The organism is Sphingobium cupriresistens (genome assembly GCF_004152865.1).
GTDB lineage: Bacteria > Pseudomonadota > Alphaproteobacteria > Sphingomonadales > Sphingomonadaceae > Sphingobium > Sphingobium cupriresistens.
In genome coordinates this window covers 1-26,950 of sequence record NZ_SEOO01000031.1, presented here as the reverse complement: position 1 = coordinate 26,950, position 26,950 = coordinate 1, and the positions used below count along the sequence as shown (strand labels likewise).

The window sequence follows — 26,950 nt, the reverse complement described above, 5'->3', positions numbered from 1 at the left end:
CGTCTCTTACTCGTCCCCGTCGAGCCGGACGATCCTGTCCCGCTCCCGAAGCGGGGTATCCGATGGGCGCTGAGCCAGTCCGAATTGAAGCACGTTCACGCGGCGCACGCATGCTGCGCACGGCGATGGGCGTATCGATCGCGACCTGGCTGGCTGACCCGCAGGTCATCGAGATCATGCTCAATCCGGACGGACGCCTCTGGATCGACCGGCTGGGCATCGGACTATCCGACAGCGGTGAACGCCTGACCGCAGCCGATGGTGAGCGCATCATCCGATTGGTTGCCCATCATGTGGGTGCCGAAGTTCACGGCGATGCACCGCGCGTGTCAGCGGAGCTGCCGGAAAGCGGAGAACGGTTCGAAGGCCTCCTGCCACCGGTGGTGGCGGCTCCCACTTTTGCCATCCGCAAGCCCGCCGTCGCGGTGTTTTTGCTCGATGACTACGTCAGCACAGGAATCATGTGCGCAACTGAAGCCGAAAGTCTTCGTTCGGGTGTTGCAGAGCGGCTGAACATCCTTGTCGCTGGGGGCACTGGCACCGGCAAAACGACGCTCACGAACGCGCTGCTTGCCGAGGTCGCCAAGACCACCGACCGGGTGGTTCTCATCGAAGATACCCGCGAGCTCCAATGCCGCGCCCCGAACCTTGTGGCGATGCGGACCAAGGATGGCGTTGCCTCGCTATCCGATCTGGTCCGTTCCAGCCTTCGCCTTCGCCCTGACCGGATTCCGATTGGCGAAGTGCGCGGCGCCGAGGCGCTTGATCTCCTCAAGGCCTGGGGCACCGGCCACCCAGGCGGGATCGGGACGATCCACGCCGGAAGCGCGATCGGCGCCCTGCGGCGGATGGAGCAGCTGATCCAGGAAGCGGTCGTCACTGTCCCGCGCGCCCTGATCGCCGAGACCATCAACCTCGTCGCCGTACTGGTGCGCGATGGCACCGGGCGGCGCCTCGCCGAACTGGCCCGCGTCGACGGGCTCGACCCGGTCACCGGCGACTATCGCCTGATTCCTGCCACCCAAACCCAAGGAGACCCCCTATGATCCATGCCCTCCGGCGCGGCACCAATCGCGCTGCGCTCGCTGTCACCGCTGCTTTCGTGATGGTGGCCACTGCCACCCCGGCGCATGCCGGCGGTTCGTCGATGCCGTGGGAAGCCCCGCTGCAGTCGATCCTCGAGAGCATCGAGGGGCCGGTCGCCAAGATTGTTGCGGTGATCATCATCATCGTCACCGGCCTCAGCCTTGCCTTTGGCGATACATCGGGCGGCTTTCGCCGGCTGATCCAGATCGTGTTCGGCCTCTCCATCGCCTTTGCCGCATCGAGCTTCTTCCTGAGCTTCTTCAGCTTCGGCGGCGGAGCGCTGATCTGATGACATCGGCAGACGACATTCCCGGCTTCTATGCCCCGGTCCACCGCGCACTGGCCGAGCCGATCCTGCTCGGCGGTGCGCCGCGTGCACTCGCCATCGTCAATGGCACGCTGGCGGGCGCGATTGGCCTCGGCTTGCGGCTCTGGCTCGCTGGCTTTGCCATCTGGGCAATCGGCCATGTGCTTTCGGTCTGGGCTGCACGCCGCGATCCGCAGTTTGTCGATGTCGCGCGCCGCCATCTCAAATATCCGACCTGGGTGCGGCCATGATGTCGCTTCAGGAATATCGGACCAAATCCGCCAGTCTCGCAGACTTCCTCCCCTGGGTCGCACTGGTGGGGCCGGGCGTGGTGCTCAACAAGGACGGATCGTTTCAGCGCACGGCGCGCTTTCGCGGTCCCGATCTCGACAGTGCCACGCCCGCTGAACTCGTGGCCGTCACCTCCCGGCTCAACAATGCCCTGCGGCGGTTGGGCTCGGGATGGGCGGTTTTCGTCGAAGCGCAGCGCACCGCGGCGCAAGCCTATCCGCAATCCCGCTTTCCCGATCCTGTGTCGGCACTGGTCGACAGGGAACGCCGCGAACAGTTTCGTGAGGAAGGCGCGCATTTCGAAAGCGGCTATTATCTGACTCTGCTGTGGATGCCGCCGCCCGAGGAAGCGGCGCGCGCCGAAGGCTGGCTCTACGAAGGCAAGGCGTCGACCGGGGTCGATCCCAAGGAACTCGTCAAATCCTTCGCTGATCGTACCGACCGCGTGCTGCATCTGGTTGAGGGATTTATGCCCGAGGCCGCGTGGCTGGATGACGCTGCCACGCTGACCTATCTCCACAGCACGGTATCGACCAGGACGCAGCGCGTTCGCGTGCCCGAAACGCCGGTCTATCTCGACGCGCTGCTGGCCGATGAGCCGCTCACCGGCGGGCTCGAGCCCCTGCTCGGCGCCCTTCATCTGCGCACGCTCACGATCACCGGCTTTCCGACGGCGACCTTTCCCGGGCTGCTTGATGAGCTCAACCGGCAAGCCTTCCACTACCGCTGGTCAACGCGGGCAATCATGCTCGACAAGACCGACGCCACCAAACTGCTCTCGAAGATTCGGAGGCAATGGTTCGCCAAGCGCAAGTCGGTCGCCGCCATCCTCAAGGAGGTGATGACCAACGAGCAATCGGTGCTGATGGATTCGGACGCCTCGAACAAGGCTGCTGATGCCGACATGGCGTTGCAGGAGCTTGGCGCAGATCATGCCGGCATTGCTTACGTCACTGCGACGGTCACGGTCTGGGACCGCGACCCGGCGCTGGCGGCGGAGAAGCTGAGGCTGGTCGAAAAGGTCATTCAGGGCCGCGACTTCACCTGCACAGTCGAAGGTATGAATGCGCTCGAGGCATGGCTCGGATCGCTCCCCGGCCATGTCTACGCCAATGTCCGGCAGCCGCCCATTTCCACACTCAATCTCGCCCACCTGATCCCCCTGTCAGCGGTATGGGCGGGAGCGGAACGGGACGAGCATTTCGGTGACGCCCCCTTGCTTTACGGCAAGACCGAAGGCTCGACCCCGTTCCGCCTTTCCCTTCATGTCGGCGATGTCGGCCACAGTCTGATCGTCGGCCCGACAGGGGCAGGCAAATCCGTGCTGCTGGCGCTGATGGCGCTGCAGTTCCGGCGCTACAAAGGCAGCCAGATCTTCGCTTTCGATTTTGGTGGATCGATCCGCGCTGCTGCGCTCGGCATGGGCGGCGACTGGCAGGATCTCGGAGGCGCGCTGCATGCCGAGGAAGGCGACAGCGATGCCGTCGCCCTGCAGCCGCTTTCAAGGATCGACAACGCCGGCGAACGCGCCTGGGCCGCCGAATGGCTGGCGGCGATGCTGGCCGGCGAAGGCATGGTGATTGACCCTGCCGCCAAAGAACATCTCTGGTCGGCCCTGACATCGCTTGCTTCCGCACCACCTGCCGAGCGCACACTCACCGGTCTCGCGGTCCTCCTGCAATCCCAGGAATTGAAGCAGGCACTCGCCCCGTATCTCATCGGCGGTCCATGGGGACGGCTTCTCGATGCTGAACAGGAACGGCTGGGTGAGGCGTCCGTGCAGGCTTTCGAAACCGAAGGTCTGATTGGCGCATCATCGGCCGCGGCTGTGCTCGCCTACCTGTTCCACCGGATCGAGGGGCGGCTAGACGGCTCGCCGACCATGATCATCATCGATGAAGGCTGGCTTGTTCTCGACAGCCCGGCCTTCGCCGCGCAGCTGCGCGAATGGCTGAAGACGCTGCGCAAGAAGAATGCGAGCGTCATCTTCGCGACCCAGAGTCTTGCCGACATCGAGACGTCGGCCATCGCGCCTGCCATCATCGAAAGCTGTCCGACGCGCATCTTTCTGCCCAACGAGCGCGCGGCCGAACCGCAGATCGCACGGGTCTATGAGCGGTTCGGCCTCAATGATCGCCAGATCGAAATCCTGAGCCGGGCTACCCCGAAACGCGATTATTACTGCCAGTCGCGGCGCGGCAACCGGCTGTTTGAGCTGGGACTCGGCGATGTCGCACTCGCCTTCAGCGCCGCCTCTTCCAAAACCGATCAGATCCGCATCGCCGAGCTTTTCGCAGCCCATGGCCGCGAAGGCTTTGCAGCGGCCTGGCTCCAGAACCGCAGCCTCGAATGGGCGGCCGAGCTGCTTCCTCCCCCGCCGCCCGCACTAACCGACAAGGAAAACCACCCATGAAAATACCCGTCCTCCGCCGCGCTCTTATGGCGACGGCGATCGCCACTTCGCTGGTATCAGGCACCATGATCGCCGCGCCGGCGCAGGCCCAGTTTGGCGGGATCGTCTATGACCCCAGCAACTACGCGCAGAACGTGCTGACCGCCGCCCGGACGCTGCAGCAGATCAACAACCAGATCCAGCAGATCCAGAACCAGGCGACCAGCCTCATCAACGAGGCACGCAATCTTGCCAGTCTGCCGGTCTCGACGATCCAGACGCTGCAGCAACAGGTAGACCAGACCCGCCAGTTGCTGAACCAGGCCCAGCGCATCGCCTATGACGTGACCGACGTGCAGCAGGTGTTCAACGGCCGTTACAAGGGGGCGGCACTCACCGGCGGGCAGGCCCAGATGGTCGCTAACGCCAATGCGCGATGGCAGGACAGCGTCGGCGCCTTCGAAGACGCAATGAAGGTTCAGGCCGGGATCGTCGGCAATTTGGGTGCGACCCGCAGCTCGATCACGACACTGGTCGGCGCCAGCCAGTCAGCGACCGGGGCTCTGCAGGCGGCACAGGCCGGCAATCAGCTACTGGCTTTGCAAACCCAGCAACTGGCCGATCTGACCGCCGCCATTGCGGCGCAGGGCCGCGCGCAGTCGATCGAGGCCGCGCGCAATGCCGCGACCGAGGCCGAGGGCCGCGAGCGTTTCCGCCGCTTCCGGACCCGGAACTGACATGAGCCGGTCGGTCAAGCTGGCGGCAGCCGCTGCTTTTGGCGGATTGCTGATCGCGGTCGCGGTTGTGTCGGCAACGCGGCCGCCGGCTCGGCACGACACAACGACCTATGTCGCGGAAGAGACAGGATCTCCGAACCCTCACGCCGAAGAACTCAAGCGCTGCAGCACGATCACCATGCCGGAATCGGGATGCGATGCGGTCTGGGAAGCTGAGCGCCGCCGATTTTTCCATGGAAGGGACCGGCAGCCATGAATGATACCGGCGTCATCGACCAGTTTCTGACGGTCTTCACCCAATACATCGACAGCGGCTTCGGTCTGCTCGGCGGTGAGGTCGGCTTCCTGTCGACCACCCTCATCGTCATCGACGTGACCATAGCAGCCTTGTTCTGGGCCTGGGGCACCGATGAAGATGTGCTGCAGCGCCTGATCAAGAAGACGCTCTACATCGGCACTTTCGCCTTCATCATCGGCAACTTCTCGAATCTCGCTGGCATCATGCTTCAGAGCTTTGCCGGGCTTGGCCTGCAGGCCAGTGGCAGCGGCATGGCGATCGGCGATTTCATGCGCCCCGGCGTTGTGGCCGCAACCGGTCTTGATGCCGGGCAGCCACTGCTCGATGCCACCGCCGACCTTGTCGGACCGGTGGGCCTATTCACCAATTTCGTGCAGATCCTGATCCTGCTGATTTCTTGGCTGATCGTCGTCATCGCCTTCTTCGTGCTGGCGATCCAGGTCTTCGTCACCATCATCGAGTTCAAACTGGTGACGCTTGCAGGCTTCGTGCTGCTGCCGTTCGCCTTTTTCGGGCGCACCGCCTTCATGGCCGAGCGCGTCCTTGGCCATATCATTTCCTCCGGCATCAAGGTTCTGGTGCTTGCCGTCATCACCGGCATTGGCACGACCCTCTTCACGCAGTTCATCAATGCCGGTATCGGGGCCGAACCCGACATCCAGCAGGTCATGGCGATTGCGCTCGCAGCGTTGACCTTGCTCGGCCTTGGTATCTTTGGTCCCAGCATCGCCAACGGCATTGTGTCGGGCGGACCGCAGCTTGGCGCAGGCGCGGCAGCAGGTACGGCGATCGCCGCTGGCGCAACGATTGCGGGCGGTATCGCAGGTGCCAAACTCGCCGCAGGGGCCGCCGGCTCGGCCATGGCGGGCGCGGCCACGGGCAGTGCCCGCGCGGCAGGCGGCGCATCGGGTGCCTATGCAGCCGGAGCCGCTGGCAAAACCGGACGGGCTGCGGCTGCTTCGGGTCTCGCCAATGTCGCAAAATCAGCCGCAAGCAGCGCAGCGTCACCACTTCGCCGGGCCGCGGACAGCCTCAAAGCGAACTATGCCGCTGGCAAGGCCGGGACGCCCGCCAATGCGGCAGCGACCGGCGCCGGCGATGGCCCCCCTGCATGGGCCACCGCGATGAAGCGGCGTCAGGCGATGACGCAGGGTGCCAACATGGCCTCGCATACCCTCAAGGGCGGCGACAGCCACGGCGGCGGCTCTGGCCCCGACATCTCCGACAAAAGCTGAAACTTCCGAAAAGGATCCGACATGTTTCGACGCCCCTCTATACGCTACGGGACCAGTCACGAGCCCGTCACACCCTATCAACGCGCCGCCCAGGTCTGGGATGACCGCATCGGTTCGGCCCGCGTGCAGGCGAAAAACTGGCGGCTCGCCTTTTTCGGCTGCCTGGCGCTTTCGGGAGGGCTGGCAGGCGGTCTCGTCTGGCAATCGGCGCGCGGCACGATCACGCCCTGGGTGGTCGAGGTCGACAAGCTCGGCCAGGCACAGGCCATCGCGCCTGCTGATGTCGATTATCGCCCAACCGACCCGCAGATGGCGTTCCACCTTGCTCGCTTCATCGAACAGGTGCGCGCCATTCCCGCCGATCCGATCGTGCTGCGGCAAGACTGGCTCAGGGCTTACGACTTCACCACCGACCGCGGAGCGCAGGCGCTCAATGACTATGCGCGCAACAACGATCCCTTTGCCCAAGTCGGCAAGGTGCAGGTCGCGGTCGATGTGTCGAGCGTCGTTCGTGCGTCGAACGACAGCTTTCGCGTCGGCTGGACCGAGCGGCGTTACCAGGATGGCGCACTTCTCGAGACTTCGCGCTGGTCAGCGATCCTGACCACCGTCGTGCAGCCACCACGCACCCCCGATGCCCTGCGCAAGAATCCGCTCGGCCTGTTCATCAACGCCATCAACTGGTCAAAGGAGCTTAGCCAATGATCCGCCCGACGCGCGCCCTGCGCACATCCATTATGCTCTCAGCGGTAACGCTGCTCTGCATCCCTGCTCAAGCCATGGCGCACGAACAGCGCGGTCAGCCGCATGCAATTCCTGCTGCATCGGCGCAGACCGTTGAGCCTGTCGACCCGCGCACCCGTGTTGGTAGGGCCAACGCCGCAGCGCGCGTGGAACCGGAGCGCACCAGCTATTTCAACGCTATCCAGCAATATGCCTATACCGATGGAGCCCTGTTCCAAATTTACACCGCACCGGGGCAGATCACCGACATCATGCTGCAGGAAGGCGAGGAACTCGTCGGACCGGGGCCGGTCGCATCGGGCGATACGGTCCGCTGGATCATCGGCGACACGGTGAGCGGTGCCGGAGCAGCGCGCCGCGTTCACATCCTCGTCAAGCCGACGCGGGCCGACATTCGCACCAACCTCATCATCAATACCAATCGGCGCACCTATCATCTTGAACTCAGCGCGACGAACTCGACCTATATGGCCGCTGTCTCCTGGACCTATCCGCAGGACGCCTTGATCGCCCTGCGTACTGCCGAGGCCGAGCGCGAACGCACGGCTCCGGTGGCGGCGGGAATCGATTTCTCAAGCCTGAACTTTCGCTACCGCATCGGGGGCGATCATCCCGGATGGCGACCAGTACGGGTGTTCGATGATGGCCGGCAGGTGTTCATCGAGTTTCCGGGTGACATCGCGAGCGGTGATATGCCGCCGCTGTTCGTGATCGGCGCGGATCAGGCGGCTGAGCTGGTGAACTACCGCGTGCAGGGCCGCTACATGGTTGTCGACCGGCTGTTTGAGCGTGCCGAACTGCGGCTTGGCGCAGGCAATAGCGCCAAGCAGGTTCGCATTGAGCGTGAACGCGCACGCCGCCGGAGCCGCTCATGAACACGCGACCGCAGGATGATGGTGTGCCACCTGTCGCCAACCCGATTGTTGAGGCTGACGTCGAGTCCGACGTTGAAACTGACGTTGACGTTGACGTCGATGCCGAAGGCGATGAGCCTGACGACGAGCGCCCGGTTGCACCAGCCAACCCCGACGGGTTTCGCCTTGACGGCGAACCACCCCGCGTCATGCGCCTGTCACGCAAGGCACTCGCAATCCTTGGTCTTCTCGCCAGCGTCGGGATTGGTGGTTCGCTGATTTATGCACTTCAGCCCAAGAACCATGCGCCAGCCGAGAATCTCTACGACACGAACAGCCGCAACCGCGCGGACTCGGTCAACGGTGCGCCTGCCAACTATGGCGACGTGCCCAAGTTGGGGCCTGCACTTCCCGGTGATCTCGGCGGCCCGATCGTTGCCGCGCAGCAGCGCGGGCAAAATGTCCCGATCCCGCCCATTGGCACCGCCCCGGCCGCAGGACAGCCCGATCCGCGGATTGCCGCCACCGAGCAGGCGCGCGAGCGCGCGGCCCAGGAGCGTGACAGTGCCCGGACCAGTCGCCTGTTTCTTGCCGGAGAGACCGGAACGACCGACAATCGGTCTGCAACCGCAGTAGGGCCAGCGCCATCAGCTTCGCTACCAGGTGCCGATCCAGCTCAACCGTCTGCACCAACAGCCACGTCAAGCCGCCGCGCATTTCTCGGACAGCGCGGCAACCGCAGCACGGAAAGCCCTGAGCGCATCATGCGCCTTGCATCGCCTTACGTTGTGCAAGCCGGAAGCGTGATACCGGCAGCGCTCATAACCGGCATCCGGTCCGACCTTCCAGGTCAGATCACAGCGCAGGTTACACAAAACGTCTACGACAGCCCCTCGGGCCGCATACTTCTGATCCCCCAAGGCTCAAGGCTGATCGGTGAATATGACAGCGACGTAGCCGCCGGACAGAACCGCGTGCTGCTGGCGTGGGACCGCCTCATCCTTCCCGGAGGTCAATCGATCCTGCTTGATCGCCTGCCCGGCGCTGATGCTGCCGGTATGGCCGGCCTTGAAGACCAGACCAACTATCATTGGGGCAACATGCTCAAGGCCGCGCTCATTTCGACATTGCTGGGGGCTGGTACAGAGCTCATCTCGAACGGTGATAGCGATCTCATTCGGGCGCTGCGTTTCGGCACGCAGGACACCATAAGCCAGACTGGCAGGCAGGTCGTGCAGCGGCAATTGAACGTGCCGCCGACACTGACCGTGCGCCCCGGATTTTCGCTGCGCATCATCGTGACTCGCGATCTGGTGCTCGAACCGGTGCCTGCAGGAGGAATGCGATGACCCGTCTCAAACTGGCTGATCTCGCCGACGAAAAACCGGTGCGGCTGACCTTGGAGCTCTCTGCACGACTTCACCGTGATCTGGTGGCTTATGCGCTCGCCGTAAACGGCGGGGATGCCAAAGGTGCGCCGACCACCGAGCGGCTTATTCCGCCCATGCTTGAGCGGTTTATCGCAACTGACCGGGCTTTTGCCAAAGCGCGCAAGACACCTCAGACGGGGTAACGCTCGTTGAGCAGCGTGAAGAAGCGTTGCAGCGCGGGATTGTCATTGTCTTCTCGCCAGTAAACCGAGAATTCGAGGCGCGTCGTGCCGTTCTGATCGTGGATATCGCGGAAATGGATATCCGGCCATGTCACGCCCTGCGAGGCTTCGGTTGCGATTGATATGAAGCGGCCGACCGACACAATGCTAAGCACGCTTTCGAGGCTCGTATTCTGCACGATGATGTTCGGCCGCCCGCCTTGCCCGGTCAGCCGCGCAGCAAGCAGATTGGCCAAAGTCGGACCAATGCCGCCGCCCGGTACCACGAAAACCTCGCGGCGCAGATCACTCCAGTAGATCCGGTCGCTTTCGAGAAGCCGATGGCCCGACTGCAAGGCGACCATCAGCCTGTCAGACCAGACCGAGCGCGTCAGAATGCCGCTCTCTTCCATCCCGGCCGGTGCCACCGCGACATCGATGGTTCGCGATTGCAGGGCATTCATAAGCTTTTCGGGAGCGGCTTCCTCGCCATCAAACTGGACGTCAGGAAATCGGGTCAGATACTCGGAGAAGGTCTGCTTCAGATTGCCTGCCATCAGGGAGGAGCTGTAACCGACGGCAAGCCGTCCCTGCTCGCCATAGCTGACCGCCCGCGCGGTGGTTTGCAGATTGTCGATGTCAGTGATGATGCGCCGCGCAGACTCAAGGAAGACCTGGCCCATCTCGGTTGGCTCAGCTCCCCGCGTCGAGCGCGTAAACAACTTGATGCCGAGTTTGTCCTCAAGTTGCGTAACCCGCAGGCTCAGCGTCGCCTGCTTCATGTTGAGCGCCGTGGCAGCACGGGAAAAGCTGCGGGTATCTGCGGTCAGAACGGCGTAGCGGAGTTGCCGAACCTCGATCGTCATGCTGCTAATGCTCCCCCGTTCTCTTTCTTGCCGACATTGAGGCGCAATCGGACTGAAATCGCAATATAAATTCGCGATAATGGAATGAGGTCAGAGATCGATCCGTAAGTTTACTTGCCCAGTCAGGCGGATGCCGGAATTTAACTTCAAATCTGTTTGATCTATTTTGGAGATAAATTTTAACGGCGGCGTGGTAAGGATTCAACATGTCGAATGAACCCCGTGCTCCACGTCTTGCTGTCCTCATCGACGCTGACAATGCCTCCTCCCGTATCGCTACCCGTCTGTTCGAAGAGATCGCCAAGATCGGTGAAGCCAGTGTGCGCCGGATTTATGGCGACTTCTCCGGAACCCGCCTCAAATCCTGGGCAGAGGTGCTTTCAACCCACGCAATCCGGGCGCAGCAGAATTTCGCCTACACCACCGGCAAGAATGCGTCTGACATTGCGCTCGTGATCGACGCCATGGACCTGTTGCATACCGGGCGCTTCGACGCCTTCTGTCTGGTATCGTCTGACAGTGATTTCACCGGGCTTGCGGCCCGCATCCGCGAGCAAGGCATCGATGTCTATGGCTTCGGCGAGCAGAAAACCCCCGAGAGCTTCCGCCAGGCTTGCCGACGCTTCATCTACACGGAGAATCTTCTGCCGGAGGCTCCGACCTCGGAAGAGCCCGAACGCGCCGACCTGCGTCCCGCGGCAGCCAAACAAGCCCCAAGCGCGGCCGCCCCGCTTATTCGCAAGGCCATTGCGCAGCTGGACGATGACGGTGGCTGGGTTCCCTTGGGCCGAGTGGGCCAGCGTCTCGCTGAACTCGCGTCGGATTTCGATCCGCGTACCTATGGTCAGGCCAAGCTCAGCGATCTCGTCGACAAGGCGGGTGCCTTCGAATCTCGAAGGACGGAGTCAGGGCATGTCCAAATCCGGCTGAAAACCAATGGAAAGACGATAAAAAAATGAACGTTGGTCCAGCCCAATCGAGGCGTATCAGCAGCCCCTGGGCACAGACCTTCGATACTCATCCAGCTGAATTCTTTAATCGGCCACCCATATTTCGCTGCGGTGCCAAGCCAGTCGGCTTCTTTGTTCATCTACCAACTGCAACGGCGGCGCTTTTTCCAGCGCCAGTGCAAGACGCGCTGATTTGCCAAGGCTGGGCGAGGCAATAGCATTGCCCAAGTCGTCGAAAGTCACCAGGCCGCTGTCGAATGCGGCGTCCCACAAGGACGACAGTAGCAAACCATTGTGGACATTCAGCCTTTCCTGATCGCTTTCGCAATCGGCCCAAGGGATTATATGTGAGGCGCGAAGCAGTTGCGGCTCAACTACGCCAGTGAAGGGGCAAGTTCTGTTCCAGTAATCCATGACTGCTACCCGGAATCGATCCTGACCTATCCGGACCTTCTGAGCGCGTTCGGCCTCTGTGTCGCCCAGGTGAGAGGTTTCCCGAATGAAGTCTTCAAAGGGCAAAGTCGGCAGGCTCAGCGACAGGCGGTAGACTGCACTGACGCCCGCAAAGAGGGCGTCTCTGGTCATGAAGGCAAAGGCTGCGGCGTGCCCCTTTGCACAAGGCCCGGCAGACTCCGCCTTGAGTTCCCTAGCTGCACCTGGATGAGCGACTGACAAGAAAAATGGCCCATTCAAGCCAGATGCCGTCGCAGCGACAGCAATCTCGCCCGGCGCAGACGCAGACGAATAAAACAGCCAACCAGCTGCCTGACCTTGGGCAATGCGATACCCCTGACCATTGGCGGCATCCCGGAGCTCAGATTCAAGCGCAAACGGGTAATCAAAAAGGCGCTGCCCGGTGTCGATCATGCGATAGGTTCGCTTTCAATCTGGTCACCAGTTCTCGTGAAAGAGCTGTGAAACCGGTTCCATCGATCCCGGGAGTGCGTTCCCAGAACAAGTGAGCCCCAAAAAAGTCGCAGCACGGGTAGCGCCGACGTAAATATAACGCTCGAAGAGCTCGGGTTCTTGGCGGGCAAGTTCGTCAATATCGACAAAGAAGATTGCCTCGAACTCAAGGCCCTTGATGTGCTGAACCTCAAATATTCTCACGTCATTTTCGGGACCGATAGCCTGACCCTTTGGACATGCCACAGCACGAATGGCTTGGTCTTCCAGGGCCTCATTCAAGGCATCGGCAAGCGGTTGGAGCTGGTCTTCCCGATTCACAAGCACCGCAATTGACGGAAGAAGCTCGGAGAATCGTTCGATCTCGCGAACTCGCGCAGCCAACCATCGAGCAAGCAGCCCTATATCCGCCAGATCCATTCCAAGGACTGGCGAAACCCCTTCATTTTCCATGAATTCGGGGAGGGTGGATTGGCTTTCTGCGTCACCTGCAATGACCAACTGATTGGCGAATTCATTCAGCTTCCGACTTTGCCGGTAGACGATCGAAACTTCCCTGATGTCAATGTCAGGGAAAAGCCACTTGAGCTCATCCTTGGATCTCGTGCCCCATTTTGTGAGGCGCTGATTGAAGTCGCCGATCGCAAAGAACGAATCTGTGCGGGGGTCGACCAAGGCCGTCATGCAGGCCAATTGAACTGGCGAAAAGTCGGTGGCCTCGTCGACTAGGATCTGATTGCGCTGCAATCCAGCTACATCTTCAAGAATTGCTGGAGACCGATCACCCAGACGACGGAGCAGCTGGGCATCGCCAGAAATCTGGCGGGCTGCACGCAACATCGCCAATATCACGATATCAAGCTCAAGCGCATCGACATCTGCTGGCCCGAGTAGCGCTGAATACCAGTTACCCTCGGCCAGTGATTCACGGCGGAAACGGCGATATCTTGCCGGAATCTTTGCCACAAAATTAGTCGGCGCTTTGGAAAGCTGGGTCATGGCACGCTGCATGACAATGTTCGCACCGACCCCACCAAGAGCCGGCAGCACCAGTTTCCTATCGTCCAACCAGGACAAAACCTGAGCATTCCGGCTGGTCTTGGCAGGAGCTCTCTTTGTGACTTCTGCCACAGCTTTTGCGCGCAACGCCTTATAGAAAGCAGCCTCGGCGGCCCGAAGACCCTGTTGAGGCACCGGCTCGTCGTCCTCATCGTCACCGTCGGGGTCGTCGAGCTCGTCCTCATTCTCTGGTGTCAGCGTAGCGACAAAACGCGCTAGCGCCTCAAGCAAACCCTTGTCCTTGCGGACCTCGAGGGAAAGCATCGATCTTAGGCGTTGCCGGGTTTCGTCCCGCGATGTCGCCAACAGCTTCTGCAAATCTTCGAGCAGACCTGCCAGCTCGAACAGGAGGCGCGCAGGCCTCCCCTGGCTCCGCTCGATCGCCGCGCCGATCTGGGTTCCAATTGCCGCGACCTTCGGGTCGTTAACCGCATCAAGGCGACCCGCAGCTTCCCCCAGTTCGTCAAGGAACAGCGCCTGCTGAAAGGCGGTGAATGCTTCGAACCACTCGATCTGATGAGCGGGCGTTTCAGTCTTCAGAATGCCTGGCTCGGGCTTGATCACCATGCCCTTTCGCTTGCCGGACCGGAGGATCGGCAGGCTACGCCGGGCAATTACGTGGCGATAATCTTCCCATGTCTGGATGCGCTCGTCAGTGACGGGCACATCTTCCCTGTTGAACGCCGCCTTCACATACTCCTTTAGAAGCGTGGTAGGCGTGAACATCAGCCAGCTGTGCGCATGATCCAGTCCGCTCGCTCCGGGCTCTTCAACAAGGTCCTGTTCCTCTGGATCGAGGTGAGCAAAGTCCAGTTTCTGACGCAGGCGCTTGATCAACGTGGTCGTCTTGCCTGAACCGGGAGGGCCAAGGATGGCGAGACGGCTATCCAGCGGCAGGCGGAAAATCTCGTCCTGATACTGGTCCAGCAGCGGCTGGACGCGCATCTGCATGGCGGTCAGAACCGAGCGTTGAAGACCCTTCACAATGTTGTCTGCCGCGTCTGCCTCGGCCAGCTGCCGCTCCAGCTCATCGATCTCGTCTTCAGCGAAACCGTCCGCGCGCAACAATTCGCGCAGCGATTTGATGGTCTGCGGCGGCTGCTTTTCCAGAAAATGGACCGCCGGGCGGGAATCCCAGACATCCTGATCGGTCGTCGGCTCGAACGTCAGCTTTTGCCGAACTTCAAAATAGCGCCGGCCAGCGGGCAAAGTGATATCGGTCCCTTCGCCCACAGGCAGGGAGGCAAGCCGCCCCTTGCCACGATTGTTCAGATAACTGCAAAGCTTGATGCCGGGAATGCTGAGCTCAGCGTTCGGCGTGATGTAGATCGTTTCTACGTTGTCATCTTCATCGGCCACTTCAAGTCGCGCAATCGCTGGCTTGCGGCATAGCTGACGCAGATTGCCGGTCCGCTCCAAATTGCGGTCCTGCATACTCTTCGCAAGCGTATCGGCTGTTGCATGATTGATGCTCGCCATCGCATCCAGCGAAAGCCCTCGTTCGCCAAGGCGCTTTTTGGCTGAATCCGCAATCGTTTCGATTGTGATGAGCGCTTCGTTGGCAAGGCTCTTCAAGTTATCCATTTGCACCCCCGAATTCAGACGGCTGCGGCTGCTCTTGCGCAGCCGGAGCCTCTATCCCTTGATCTGTCACTGGCGGCTTGCCCGCCCACATTGAAAAGCAGCCCATGGCTGCCGCCACTTCTTCGGTCGTGCTGGCGCCGCTCACATCGATGCCGAAATCTTCCAGCGCATCCCGCGCGCCGTTGAACCAGGCCCGCAGGTAAGGGCGCAGCGTGAACAGATCGCTGTCCAGCTCCGTCGCGATAATCCGGGAGACTTCCATGAAGTTGCGCTGACCGGCTTCCAGATGGAAACCGGCCACCTGCGCGCCACTGGAAAACATCTCGGAATCGAACTCGCTCACCGATACCCCTCCGTGCGGGGCCGCATGCCGTCTGTTACCAGCGCGTCATAGGCGGCGAGGACGAGGCGCTGGGTGCGGTATTCGCCGTGTTTGGCGATTTCGTTCTTTTGCAGGACGCGGAAGGTTTCGCTGGGGTAGTCTGCGCCCATCACGTCCTTGGGGTCGAGCACATAGCGCAGCTCGTCGCGGGTCAGGCCGTAGGCGAGCGCATACCAGGCATCGAGTTCGGCGCGCAGATGGGCGCGGCGGTCTTCGTCCCATGCGAAGGGTTCGCCATCATAGCCCAGATCGCGGGCGAAGGGGGCCATGCTATGGCTGGTATAGCTCAGCTCTAGCACGCGAGGGACGATGAAGGTGAGATCGGATTTGAAATAGGCGGTGGGAGGCAGAATGGGAAGTTGCTTCAAATATCCTTGGGTAACATGCGAGCCTCCGACCTTCTGCCTCGCGACATAGTCCAAGACCAACGAATTTAGGTTTGCAATCAATACAGATGCACGTTCCTTGTCATTATTTACCCGCATGACCGGCAATGTATGCCCGGCTGCCGAATATGGAAACGGCGCAAAAACAATGGTCCGCTCAACTTTGGCATTTGAGACATCTCTCCAGCCAATTAGCCAATAATCATTGATATCAAGACTTTGTAGCCTTGAACTAACTACACCTGCCTTTACCCAATAACGCGGTGTAATCTCAAATTTAGGATCATTGTATTCGTCAATTTCTACAGGCGGCAAGCCGCGACCGCCTCGACCTTTTGCGATTCCTAAATTATGATATGAACTAAATCTATGATCGAAGTGCCAAATAAACTTGCCTTCATAGAGCGGGACACAATCAGCTTCCTCCTTCTCGAAAAACAGATCCGAGTCGCCAGCCATATGGAATGGTGCAGAAAAGCCAACGTCCCATAAATTCTGAGGTTCATTCGGGTCTTTTGGCCCTTTGAAGAAAGTGGGTATTCTTTTGTATAGGCTTTCAGTTAGCGATTTATCCGCTGACGCTCGAAACGCTGGGCAGGTCAAAGAAAGTGGATTCATTAGATCCAAATCCTCCGATTTCAAATAATATCGACGGCGGTCATCCTCGATATCTCCAATTTGCCGGAGATAGAATGCGAGCTCGCAGCCGGGTTCCCGCATTTTTTGGCGCGAAATCGTAAACAATCCAAACCTATTAACGTTAGCGATGCCTGGAAAAATAAACTCCTCATTTTCGAAGCATATTGCCGATACTAGAGACCCGCTTATGAATAGATCATAAAAGAATAGCTTCAACGGATCGCTTGTTAGCAAATCTGTTGGAGCAATAATGCCAGAATTTCCTCCAATTCTTAGTAATGATCTAAAGTGCTCAGTGAATAGACCGTATGTATTTACGTCACCGGTCCCGCTAAGCGCAAATCGCCCGCCATCTTGACCAGACACTCTTGCAAATACGCTATTGGCTTCCGCAACTCGCTTTGCCATCTCGAACTTAGAGTATAAGGTTCGTGCGCCAGAACCTTCAATGGATTCCGCCAATTCCTTGATCATCTTTGATCGAACAGAAGCGTTGGATGCATTAGCGATATCAGGATCGAGCGCGGCAAAGAACTCCTGCTCTTGTAGCTTGATCCGCTCCCATGGCGGATTGCCGAGCACAACATCAAACCCGCCCTTGCCGATCATCACCTCCGGAAAGGCGAGTGGCCAATGGAAGGCGCGAGCAAAACCCGCCGCATCGACAACGGCAGCTTCCAGCGGTCCATAAATCTGTCCGCCACCCAATCGCGTTCGCAGATGAGACGTCGTCGGCACGGTTACGCTGTTGGCATTAACGGGCACGCCGCCCTTTTTGGGTAGTAAGAAGGCGGCGATGTAGAGATCGCAGGCGACCTTGGTCGCATAGCGCTTCGGGTCTGCCTCCCACGCGGCGAAACGACGGCGCTTTTCCGCGATCTGGGCCACGCTATCTTCGGGCAGGTGGCGCAGATCGTCCATCGTCGCGGCCAGCTTGGCCGGGGGCAACGTGCCGCCGCCGCCGATGAAATCGAGCGTGCCCTGGCCCTTCTTCTCATCCTTGTTGCGCTTGGCGAAGTATTTCGCCGTATCCTTGTCGTCGCCGGTCAGCGCCTTGTAGGCATCATCGGGAATGCCCTCATCCAGCGCCTTCAGGTCGAACACGCCCAGCAGACTATCACCGCACTGGATATTGGCATCAAGGAAGCCGAGCGGCTTGCCCGGTTCCACCGATTCAATCCACAGCGCCACCTTGGCCAGCTCAATCGCCATCGGGTTGCGGTCCACGCCGTGGATGCAATTGCGCACCACATCGCGCATGGCCGCATTGTAATCGGGCGCATCGGGATTGCGCAGCTGCGCCACCCGCGTCGCCATCCGCCGCGCAGCGCCCAGCAAGAAATGGCCCGATCCGCAGGCCGGATCGATGACGTTGAGTTCGAGAATAGCATCGGCACCGCCTTCTGCCTCGGCCCGCTCCAGCACAGGATCGAGCGCGGAATCGAGCAGGCACTGCACCAGACTGTCCGGCGTGTAATAGCTGCCCGAAACCTTACGCGCATTGCCGCGCGCTTCCGCGCCGCCCGCGAAGCTGAAGGTGCGCCCCTCATCCTCTCGCACCGGCACAAGTTCGAGCAACCCTTCATAGACGCTGCCCAGTTCCTCGGTCGCCATATCGCGCCAGTTGATCCGCACGCGGCGGCCATCTTCGATCAGCCAGCCCAGCTTGAACGCAGCCGCCAGCAGCGAGCGGTTGGGGATTTGCGCGGCATCGAGATCGGGGGTGAGCGCACGGTCGAACAGGCCGCCCAGTGCGGGGAGGCCCAGCAACTTTTCACCGCGTTCCAGAGCGCGGAACGTGACCTTCACGCCTTCCCAGGCATCGTGATGATGATCATGCGCGTTACGGCGCGTTGATCTGTCCCGTGCCCAGGCGAACCCATAATTGTTGCTGTAGAGATCGCGTACCGCCTTTGGCGTTGCAGGAGGGTGCAGCAGATCACGGTCCTCGGCCACGCCAAGGAAGATCAGACGATAGACCACGCGCAGCATCTGTTCGAACAGGTGCGGCATGGTCAGTTGATTGCTGTCGAGCCGTTCCCGGATGGCGGGGTTGGCATCGAGGATGCCTTGACCCAGCGCCATCAGCGCTTCCTCGACATTGACGCGCAACCGCTCACGCGCGGAGGTGCCCGCCCTCATGCCAGCTTCGCGCCAGCGTTCCAGCGCGCAATCGCTAGCCGCAGCGCCCTCGGCTCCGAAACGGCTCGCGTGGATCAGCAGCCACAGCGCCGCGAAATCGGCGAACATCTCGTCGCGGAAAATCGCGCCGAGGTCTGCCTCGATCCATGCAGGCCGGGTCAGGCTGGCATTGTCCCGCATCAGCCGCACCCGGTCGCCCGCGAAGACCAGGCCCCAATAGAAGTCCGGATTGGCATTGAGCCAGTCCTGCAACAGTACGGTGGGGGAACGGCGCGCGATACGACCGTCGGCGCCATCGCCGAACTCGGGCAAAGCGCGGGCGAAGCCGTCGCCAGCCTTGCCCTTATCTGCCGGAGCGGGAGGCGCGATGACGATGGGCACGCGTCCGCCTTTGGCTTCCCAGGCGATGGTGAAGCGTCGATCCTCACGCATTTGGTGGTGCGGCCCGGCCAGTTCAAAGCCGAATGCCTGCTCGAGCAGATTGCGGGCGAACTCCGCCGTCTGCTGCATCGTCGGCTGTTCGAGCCGCGCGTAACCCTGCCAATGGGCCTGGGCGATACGGAAATAACGCGTGATCTCGTCGCGCAGGCCCGTGCCCTTGGGGCAGCCATAGTCCGCCGCAGTCTTCTGATCGGGCGCGGCTGAGGCGATGGCCTGAACCTGATCGGGCGCGATCAGCCCGCCTTCGATAGTGAGCGCGGCAAAGCCGGTGTCGCTTGAGCGTTTGGTGTGCCGGGACATCAGTTCACCTCCGGCAGCAGGACATAGAGGCCGATGATATCCGCCGGGAGGACTGGGGTCACCTTGACGGTTGCACCGCCGCCTGCCGCTTCGGTCAGCCGCAGATGATCGTGAGACAGGGCTTCACCTCTTCGATGCGCGAAGGCCTCGATGGCCGGGCGATAGGCGGTAAGACGTTCATGCGCGGCCTCGATCTGCCGAATGCGGGCGCTTTCATCCATGTTGCTTGATGCCTCGGCCTCAAGCAGCGACAGCGCGCCTTCGGCATTAAGCGCGACGTCCTGACCGAGGCCAGAGAAGGCAAGCCCTGTAGCCTCTTCGGCCAGCAGCAGCCGGTTCAGACGTCCGCTCGTCACCAGCTTGTAGCGCAGCCGCAGAACGAGCAGCGTCGTCATCTGGGTGACCGCCCGAGTCCGCCAGACGCCTGCGCGGCCAAGGGCCTTGCCGTCTGCGCCAGCAGGATCGAGTGCGCCTTCGGCCAGTGTTTCGGCCAGCACCGCGACGATGGGATGCACCCGCCCGACATAAGTGACGCCGGGAAGTGGATCATCCTCAAAGCTGATCCGCCTTGTCCCTTTAAGCCCGCGCTGCTGGAGCCGTTCGCGCATCATGTCAGGCAGGAAATCGGTGTGGAGAAGGGAGTGACCCTTTGAAGCCTCAAGCGGGGCCTGCAAACGTTTCAGGGCACGCTCTGTGAATCGGGAGACCTCTTGCGGGCCTCCGTTGAGCGCCCGCATCTTGCGCCATTCGGGCAGGACTTCATCTGGCTTCAGCGCGCCTTGTGCATAACGTGCGCGGCTGGCCTTTGCGCCTTCCGCCGTATCGCGCCATTGGCGTTCGAACAGCTCGGCACCCGGGCCGAAATCAAAAGCCATCTGGCTGCGCGCGCTACCGCCGCGATGCAGCAAAACCGCCTGCATCAGCGCGGAAGTCACACTCTCCTGATCCTCCGGCATCGGAACGCTGACGCCGGTGGCCTTTTCGATGGCTTCAGCTTTGCGCAGGATCACGTTGAGCACGGCACCATCGATGGGGCTGTTGTCGCCATACATCATGATCGAGCGCACGACCTTCGCCCGCTGGCCGAACCGGTCGACCCGGCCTTCGCGCTGTTGGTGCCGTGTCGGGTTCCAGCTGAGATCATAATGGACCACCGCATCGAATAGGCTCTGGAGGTTGATCCCCTCCGACAGGCAGTCCGTCGCCACCAGGATACGGTTCTCATGCGGCTCCAGCGCATCCACCCTAACCCGGCGTTCGTCGGGTGCCAGCGTGCCAGTCACCACCGCGATCTGATGTTTTGGGAAGATTGTGCGCAGCGTTTCCCCCAGCGCTTCAGCCGTAGCAATGAAGCGGCAGAAAATGACCGGTTTCACGCCGTCCTTCAGCAGGGGGCGAAGTTCGGCAACAAGCTGTCTCACCTTCGGATCGTCATCACGCCTGCTGCACAGGGTTTGTGCAAGGTCGATCAGACCGCGCAGCGCAGCCCCCTCTTCGCCATGCTCACTTGCGGTCGCGGGTTCTACATCGCTGTCATTGAGCACACCGTCCTCAGCATCGAAGACCACCGGCTCGATTGCTTCCTCCTCGGCCATCCCGCCCAGCCGATTGCGAAGGGCACTCAAGGCCGCAGCGGGCGATGAGCCAACGCAGCGCATCAGGGCCAACGTTCCCCAGAAGGCAAGGCGGCGATGGCGCTGATCAGACCCGGCGCGCTCGGTCACCGAAAGGCAATAGTCCAGCACTGCATCCTGAAATGCGGCGAAGTCTCCTGTCAGCGTGAACGGCGCTTCCTTGGCCTCGTGTTTCGCAAAGGCGCGCTGTTCGTCCCAGCCGTCCTGAATGTCTGGGCGGCGACGCTGTACAAAATGCTGCGCCAGACGTCGGGCGTAGCGCTCTCGGGCATTGCTGTCGCCCGCATCGGGGCCGCCCTGCAGATCCTTGTGCACAAGGCCAAGCAAACGATCGTAGGCCACAGTGTCGCCGCTATGTGGCGTGGCTGTGAGCAGGAGCAAGTGCCGCTCGCCTTCTGCGGCAAGTCGCTCAAGCAAATCGTAGCGTTGGTGCTTGCCACGTTCGTTGCCGACGCAGGCATGCGCCTCATCGACAATCACAAAGGGGGGGCACGCCCGAGCAAAATCGTCCCGGCGACTGTCGGCCTTGATGTAGTCGAGACTGACGACCGTAAAGGGATAGGCCTCGAAGAGGCTTTGTGAGGTGGGCAGCCCCCGCTCAAGACCGCGCGCCCTGGCAGCCGTTACAGCAACCGCGTCGATATCGAACTTTTCGCCAAGTTCGCTAACCCATTGGTCGACGAGATGCGGCGGGCAAAGCACGGCAAAGCGATCAACGATCCCGCGATCCAGCCATTCGCGCAGGATCATGCCCGCCTCGATGGTTTTGCCTATGCCGACATCGTCTGCGATCAGCAGCCGAGCAACCGATTGCTTGAGCGCCATCATGAGCGGAACAAGCTGATATGCGCGAGGCTCTACCCCGAGATGGGCCGCGCTTCGAAATGGCCCAGCCCCGCGGCGAAGAGACAGCCGCAAAGCATCCGCCAGCAATCTGGCGCCGTCCTGCGTGTCTAGGCGATCCGAGGTCGGTGCGGCAAAGCTTGCGGCCGAAACTGGAGATGCTTCCAGCGCGGGCGCTATCAGCTGAGCGTCATCATCCGTGCCCGACAATGGCCGCACATTGAGCAACTCTTCCGACGGGGAAGGCAGAACAATCCATTCGCGGCCACGCGCGCGCACCATGTCTCCGGGAGAAAAAACAATCGCGTTCATGCGCTAATTCCCAAAGCTGCAAGGAGTTCGTGCCTAGCCTGCTCATCAGGCGTCAGAGGCAACGATATGATGTCGAGAATGCCAAGCGCAGAAGCTTCAGCCACCAGGCCGGGTGTCGGGCCGCCAGGCACTGCGAGGACGCCTCGCGCGGGCCAGAACAATTCCTGCACCGATCCGTCGATGGTGATCGCGGAAGGTGTTGGAACACCCCATTGCTCAACTGAGGCCAGCCATGGATGCTCCGTTCCAGTGTTTTCCAGCCCAACTTCAGTCGCATGTGCGAGCTTGCAAAGGACTTCGATCACCTGTTCGTGACGGCGATCAATCAGCTCGTGATCGGGCTGATTGAAATAGGACAGGATGCAGCGATAACATCCCGCAACGCAGGCATCATCGGTCTCCAGCATATCGGCGGGCTCGAACGGCTCGCGATAATGCATGAGTGTGAGCGCCACCTGAGCGACTTCGGCGACCTTTTTGGGGTCAGCCACCAGCCGGTTCAGCACGCCAGCGCCGCCCTCGGTCGCCTCATAAAGAAGAATGGCATTGCGAATGTCGCGGCTCGGCAAAGATTCGCCGAGAATTTCACCCTCTTCCAGCTCGAAAACCAGCTGTGTGCCGCGAATAAACGCGTGCTGGAATGTCGCCATTTCCTCCGTGCTGAAGGATACCTGTGGTTGCAACAACAGTGCGTTCTTGTGATCCTCGACCATCGGGACGATTCGCTGCGGCTTGGCCTGGGTCGGATCGCCCATGCCATCATCATCGTCACCATTGGCAGGGTCTTTCAGCCATCGTCCCGAATTGGGGTCGATGAAGAATCCGCAGATCGATTTCGATTTTCGCCGCCGCAGCCCCTTGTTGATGCGCGAGAGCTTTGTCGCAGCGCCATAATCCAGTCTGAGCAAGTCCTCTCCATCGTGCTCAAGCACCGTGGATCGGATGTCTGGCCCACCGTTTTGGACCGGCCATTGAAAGACCGTCTGGATCTCGAAACCGCGGCGTTGACGATCCTCGTCATTGGCCGTGATCCGCTCTGCGGGCGCGGTCTCGACATTGTCGATGCGGAACACTGTATCGAGCCGCTCCGCACCGCCCAGCGAAGTGTGGCACGCGTGGCAGCGTTCCTGAAGCTCGTCGGTATGCGCAGCTCCGCACTCCGGGCACAGGATCAGTGTCGACGTCGCCAGCTGTCCGTTGTCCATTCGGCCCTCAGCGGGGAGTTTTGCCTTGGTTACGCGGTAGGCCCGGCCTTCATGATAGATCATGCTATTCGGCCCGAATTCGGCAATCGCGAGGAAGCGCGGACGTTGCAAAACCGCGCTCTTGGCAGCCGGGATGAAGGCATACAGCGGGAGACGGGGGAAGTTGTAGCCCGGCAGAAAGCCCTCGGTGGCGAGGTAGCGATAGGTATAGAAATCCGAACTGTTGGATGCCTTCCCGCACTCAAGGATCTCAAGCTCCCTGGATGCATTGCGATACCGACCTGCTGCTGCAGTTCTCTCCCCGGCCTTCAGACCCACCTTATTCTGGATGGCGTGAGCCAGTTCCTGTTCGCGGCGCGCACTGCTGTGCAAATTGCGCCAGCGATCGAAGGCCTCACTCAACGAGGCCAAGGCCTCCTTGTCGGTCCGCTCGACAAAGGCATCGACGTCCGCAAGCCAGGGTGCATCACGAAGATTGACTGCAGGTAGCATGGAATCGATGAGGCGGCGCAGGATTGGCTTGGCTGCCCCACTTGCTGCAAGCATCTGTAAGCCGTCGTTGATTTCTACCGTCAACGGCTTCCCATCTCCGCCCATGTCCAGGTTTTCCGGAATAGAGGATTTCAGCGGCACATTGGCTGCAGCCAGCCATTCGGCGTGGAGGTGGCTACGCAGGAGGTCCTGATTGGCGAGATCAAGCGCTGGCGGTCGCACGGCGCCTGCAACCACAGCCTGTTGATCCGCGAAATAATATTGATCGTGGGGCGATTGGGCAGCGCAATAGACAACGATCAACGCCGCTTGCCCGCTACGCCCCGCTCGGCCTGAGCGTTGGGCATAGTTGGCGGGAGTCGGAGGCACGTTACGCAGGTAAACAGCATTCAATGCGCTGATATCGACGCCAAGCTCCATTGTCGGTGAGCAGAACAGAGCAGGAAGGAAGCTATTCGGCTCACCTTGCTCTCGCATCTGCTCAAGATTGGTTTTCAACCTTTCACGATCCGGCTGCTCAAAGCGGAAGCGATCTTCCCGCCACGCTCGTACTTCCTGATCGACCTGTGCCGTGTGTTCCCTGGCCTCGAAACTGTAGGGAAGATCGCCGGGATGGCTGAGCATGTCTGCGACCTGCTCGTACAAATCCCGGAAGAAAAGGTTTTGCCGCTTGCCATCACGACGTGCGTCAGCAGGGATCAGGCGGATTGCTGTCGGCGCCATGCGCCATGCCGGCGCCTCATAACCGACATTGACCCGTCGCACGAACTGATGGGCCTCGGCAGCCTTCAGCAAGGTCTCGATCAGTTCGTCATACTCTTTCGCCGGAACCTGTTCGTTGTTCCAAAGCTTAGGATGGCGCAGGGCTTTGCCGAGCTTGCTCTGGCGGCCAGCCCGCAGAATCAAGGCTGCTTCAGAAGCTCGTATGGTGCCGCTTCGAGGAGGCGAAATCATCAGGAAACCACACTCCCGCAGCGTGTTTTCCTCCTCCCTGTCGATAGCCCACGGAAGCCGCAGGCGGTTGCGTGATACTTCTGCCGATTGCTTCACCTTGCCCCGGTCAAGCGCGTCCGTTGCAACCGCGAGACCCTGCCGCATCTGATCGAACAGTATTTCGAACAAATGACGTCTCTGGTCTGGCGTTGCCGACGCCAGGCGCGGATTGCCGGCAAACTCTTCGTCGTCGCCAATCAGATCATCCAGCCCCGGGAAGTGCGCCGTGACCAGACCGACTTCTTCCAGATTGGGATTTGTGTAACGCCACCCTCTGCGCAAATCTGCCCAAAGCCGGTGAGCCAAAACTTCGGACAGAGCCTCTTGGGCCTCCTGCCGGTTTTGGTAGCCCTTGGCGTTCGGATCGAGCATCCATTCGCCAAGGCGTTCCTTATCTTCGAGGTCGAAGCCCAAGGCCAACCGCACGGCCTCACCAAACTTGTCTGCCTTTAGCCCCTGGGGACCGGCATTCCTGACCGCCCGCAGGATCGCTGCACGCAGAAGGGTGACAAAGATAAAATCATTGAAGTGACCTGCCTGAAGCGCTGCGTCTTGCCGGTTGTCGGTGAAGCCGAGCAACTTGCGGGTATGCGGGTCGAGCGACCCATCCCGCTCCATCCATGCCAGAATGGTAGCAACGATCAGGGTGGTAGCCGAACTTCGTCCTTCAGCGGACAGACCGGCCAGCTTGTTGATTTCACGCGCTTGTGATGCTGGCTGATGACCGCACTCCGGGCAGAAGCGGTACTTTCCTGAAAAGAACCAAGCCGGGATGCCCTCGTCGCCAAAGCTGCCGTCCGGGCGCACCATGACAAGCCGCCCTTCATGCTTTCCGCGATGCGCGGACTTCAGACGAATCTCACCGCTTGCCGTAGGCTCCAGCCATTCGTCAGGGTAGTCATCCGGACTGCCTGCAAACCGGAAACCTGCGTTGACCGCAGGCACCAGATAACCCTATAGCGCGACGATCTGGATGAGAGGCGGGCGTCAATCAGGATGAGAACAGATTGTCGCGACTGTTCCTGTTTGGCTGTGTTGATTGACGCTGGCAAGAGCTATTGGGCGGGTTGATTGTCGCGGAGCGACATTTCGTCGACGGCTTTGATTGTCGCGTAGGTTGGTGGTCTGCCGGCCTTTGATTGTCGCTGGATGGCAGCTCGGCGGCGGTAGCTCTCGACGTTCATCTCGAAGATGGTGGCGTGGTGGACAAGGCGATCGACAGCTGCCAGCGTCATGGCAGGATCGGGGAAGATCCTGTTCCATTCGCCGAAGGGCTGGTTTGCCGTGATAAGCATGGACTTGCGTTCGTAGCGGGCACTGATCAGTTCGAACAGAACAGAGGTCTCGGCCTGATCCTTGGCGACGTAGGCCAGATCGTCGAGGATCAGCAGATGATATTTGTCGAGCTTGGTGATGGCAGCTTCGAGCGCGAGTTCGCGACGTGCGACCTGGAGCTTTTGGACAAGGTCAGAAGTGCGGGCGAACAGGACGCGCCAGCCATTTTCGATGAGGGCAAGGCCGATGGCGGCGGCGAGATGGCTCTTTCCTCCGCCCGGCGGCCCGAACAGGATGAGGTTGGCGCCCTGTTCGAGCCATCCATCGCCAGAGCACATCGCGGTCACCTGAGCGCGCGAGATCATCGGCACAGCATCGAAGGCGAAGCTGTCGAGGGTTTTGCCCGCAGGCAACCGGGCATCGCTCAGATGCCGTTCGATCCGACGTCGATCGCGCTCAGCCATTTCATGCTCAGCGATGGCAGCAAGCAGGCGTGCACCAGGCCAGCCCTCCTTGTCAGCCCGTTGCGTGAAGTCGGGCCAGACGACCTTAATCGCGGGCAGACGCAACTCGTTGAGAATGAAGCTCAGGCGCTGGGCGTCGATATTATGGGAAGCGTTGCTCATGCGGCCTCTCCCATCAGCAAGGCATCGTAATCGCTCAGAGGACCGAGCTGAACGACTACATCGGGCAGAGCGGCCGGATCGGGCGCAAAGCGCACCCGCAATGCGTTGATGTCAGGTAGTCGGTTGGCTTCGAGATCCTGGGCCAGCAAATCAGCAAGCTCAGCTTCGCAGGCCCGCTCATGCGCCATGCTCAGCAACTCGACCATCAGGCGGCAGGCGTTGCGTTCTGGCATGGCATCGGTCAGCCGTTCGAACATCAGCCTGTAGGCATCCCGCGGGAAGAGCTGGTCCCGATAGGACAATCGCATCAGCGCCATGGGTTTGCGCCGCAGACTATGGATGACGTGACGATAGTCGATCCTCCGACCGCAAACGCCGGA

General features: G+C 60.8%; 20 protein-coding genes and 1 pseudogene. 12 read left to right on the top strand and 9 right to left on the bottom strand.

Features of this window, described 5'->3' with window-relative positions; all coding sequences use genetic code 11:
• The first annotated feature begins 110 nt into the window (after positions 1 to 110).
• Genes trbB through EWH12_RS16435 form a run of 11 tightly spaced genes read left to right on the top strand, consistent with a single transcriptional unit; the run spans position 111 to position 9,517 of the window.
• Entirely contained in the window at positions 111 to 1,046 is a 936-nt protein-coding gene (gene trbB / locus EWH12_RS16485; RefSeq protein ID WP_422917740.1) for a P-type conjugative transfer ATPase TrbB, read from the top strand.
• Positions 1,043 to 1,375: a TrbC/VirB2 family type IV secretion system protein gene (locus EWH12_RS16480; protein ID WP_129927258.1), complete on the top strand. Its 333-nt coding sequence runs from the start codon at positions 1,043 to 1,045 to the stop codon at positions 1,373 to 1,375. Before trbB ends, EWH12_RS16480 begins: the two co-directional genes overlap by 4 nt.
• Positions 1,375 to 1,644, top strand: a complete 270-nt coding sequence (locus tag EWH12_RS16475; protein WP_129927257.1) for a VirB3 family type IV secretion system protein — start codon at positions 1,375 to 1,377, stop codon at positions 1,642 to 1,644. Before EWH12_RS16480 ends, EWH12_RS16475 begins: the two co-directional genes overlap by 1 nt.
• Positions 1,641 to 4,097, top strand: a complete 2,457-nt coding sequence (trbE, locus tag EWH12_RS16470; protein WP_129927256.1) for a conjugal transfer protein TrbE — start codon at positions 1,641 to 1,643, stop codon at positions 4,095 to 4,097. The genes EWH12_RS16475 and trbE overlap by 4 nt, the downstream gene beginning before the upstream one ends.
• On the top strand, positions 4,094 to 4,813 hold the full coding sequence (trbJ, locus tag EWH12_RS16465) for a P-type conjugative transfer protein TrbJ (RefSeq protein WP_006964039.1): 720 nt from the start codon (positions 4,094 to 4,096) through the stop codon (positions 4,811 to 4,813). Before trbE ends, trbJ begins: the two co-directional genes overlap by 4 nt.
• A gap of 1 nt (position 4,814) precedes the next feature.
• Complete coding sequence (gene trbK-alt, locus EWH12_RS16460; protein ID WP_129927255.1) at positions 4,815 to 5,069, top strand: putative entry exclusion protein TrbK-alt; 255 nt, start codon at positions 4,815 to 4,817, stop codon at positions 5,067 to 5,069.
• Positions 5,066 to 6,346 carry a P-type conjugative transfer protein TrbL gene (gene trbL, locus EWH12_RS16455; RefSeq protein ID WP_129927254.1) on the top strand — a complete coding sequence of 427 codons (1,281 nt, stop codon included), beginning with the start codon at positions 5,066 to 5,068 and terminating at the stop codon, positions 6,344 to 6,346. The genes trbK-alt and trbL overlap by 4 nt, the downstream gene beginning before the upstream one ends.
• A gap of 21 nt (positions 6,347 to 6,367) precedes the next feature.
• A complete protein-coding gene (trbF, locus tag EWH12_RS16450; protein ID WP_129927253.1) occupies positions 6,368 to 7,051 on the top strand; it encodes a conjugal transfer protein TrbF in 684 nt (227 codons plus the stop codon).
• Complete coding sequence (gene trbG / locus EWH12_RS16445) at positions 7,048 to 7,965, top strand: P-type conjugative transfer protein TrbG (RefSeq protein WP_129927252.1); 918 nt, start codon at positions 7,048 to 7,050, stop codon at positions 7,963 to 7,965. Before trbF ends, trbG begins: the two co-directional genes overlap by 4 nt.
• Positions 7,962 to 9,293, top strand: coding sequence for a TraB/TrbI/VirB10 family type IV secretion system protein (locus tag EWH12_RS16440; RefSeq protein ID WP_129927251.1), 1,332 nt, complete (start codon positions 7,962 to 7,964; stop codon positions 9,291 to 9,293). The genes trbG and EWH12_RS16440 overlap by 4 nt, the downstream gene beginning before the upstream one ends.
• On the top strand, positions 9,290 to 9,517 hold the full coding sequence (locus EWH12_RS16435; RefSeq protein ID WP_066283704.1) for a DUF2274 domain-containing protein: 228 nt from the start codon (positions 9,290 to 9,292) through the stop codon (positions 9,515 to 9,517). Before EWH12_RS16440 ends, EWH12_RS16435 begins: the two co-directional genes overlap by 4 nt.
• Here EWH12_RS16435 and EWH12_RS16430 read toward each other — a convergent pair.
• Positions 9,505 to 10,401, bottom strand: a complete 897-nt coding sequence (locus EWH12_RS16430) for a LysR family transcriptional regulator (protein ID WP_129927250.1) — start codon at positions 10,399 to 10,401, stop codon at positions 9,505 to 9,507. The genes EWH12_RS16435 and EWH12_RS16430 overlap by 13 nt on opposite strands.
• Positions 10,402 to 10,607: 206 nt before the next feature.
• On the opposite strand from EWH12_RS16430, the gene EWH12_RS16425 reads away from it, so the two are divergent.
• Complete coding sequence (locus tag EWH12_RS16425; protein ID WP_129927249.1) at positions 10,608 to 11,360, top strand: NYN domain-containing protein; 753 nt, start codon at positions 10,608 to 10,610, stop codon at positions 11,358 to 11,360.
• Positions 11,361 to 11,435: 75 nt separating this feature from the next.
• On the opposite strand, the gene EWH12_RS16420 is transcribed toward EWH12_RS16425, so the two are convergent.
• From EWH12_RS16420 to EWH12_RS16385, 8 genes and pseudogenes are all read right to left on the bottom strand, one after another.
• Positions 11,436 to 12,218, bottom strand: coding sequence for an HNH endonuclease (locus EWH12_RS16420; RefSeq protein WP_059152382.1), 783 nt, complete (start codon positions 12,216 to 12,218; stop codon positions 11,436 to 11,438).
• Between the two features lie 24 nt (positions 12,219 to 12,242).
• Positions 12,243 to 14,900, bottom strand: coding sequence for an ATP-binding domain-containing protein (locus EWH12_RS16415; protein WP_129927248.1), 2,658 nt, complete (start codon positions 14,898 to 14,900; stop codon positions 12,243 to 12,245).
• On the bottom strand, positions 14,893 to 15,243 hold the full coding sequence (locus tag EWH12_RS16410) for a hypothetical protein (protein ID WP_129927247.1): 351 nt from the start codon (positions 15,241 to 15,243) through the stop codon (positions 14,893 to 14,895). Before EWH12_RS16410 ends, EWH12_RS16415 begins: the two co-directional genes overlap by 8 nt.
• On the bottom strand, positions 15,240 to 19,190 hold the full coding sequence (locus EWH12_RS16405) for an Eco57I restriction-modification methylase domain-containing protein (protein WP_129927246.1): 3,951 nt from the start codon (positions 19,188 to 19,190) through the stop codon (positions 15,240 to 15,242). Before EWH12_RS16405 ends, EWH12_RS16410 begins: the two co-directional genes overlap by 4 nt.
• On the bottom strand, positions 19,190 to 21,979 hold the full coding sequence (locus EWH12_RS16400) for a DEAD/DEAH box helicase (RefSeq protein WP_242496097.1): 2,790 nt from the start codon (positions 21,977 to 21,979) through the stop codon (positions 19,190 to 19,192). Before EWH12_RS16400 ends, EWH12_RS16405 begins: the two co-directional genes overlap by 1 nt.
• Positions 21,976 to 25,614, bottom strand: a complete 3,639-nt coding sequence (locus EWH12_RS16395) for a Zn-binding domain-containing protein (protein ID WP_242496096.1) — start codon at positions 25,612 to 25,614, stop codon at positions 21,976 to 21,978. Before EWH12_RS16395 ends, EWH12_RS16400 begins: the two co-directional genes overlap by 4 nt.
• 110 nt (positions 25,615 to 25,724) lie before the next feature.
• Entirely contained in the window at positions 25,725 to 26,570 is an 846-nt protein-coding gene (gene istB, locus EWH12_RS16390; protein WP_129927245.1) for an IS21-like element helper ATPase IstB, read from the bottom strand.
• Positions 26,567 to 26,950: pseudogene (locus EWH12_RS16385) on the bottom strand (IS21 family transposase); the annotation flags it as partial. The gene istB and the pseudogene EWH12_RS16385, both read right to left, overlap by 4 nt.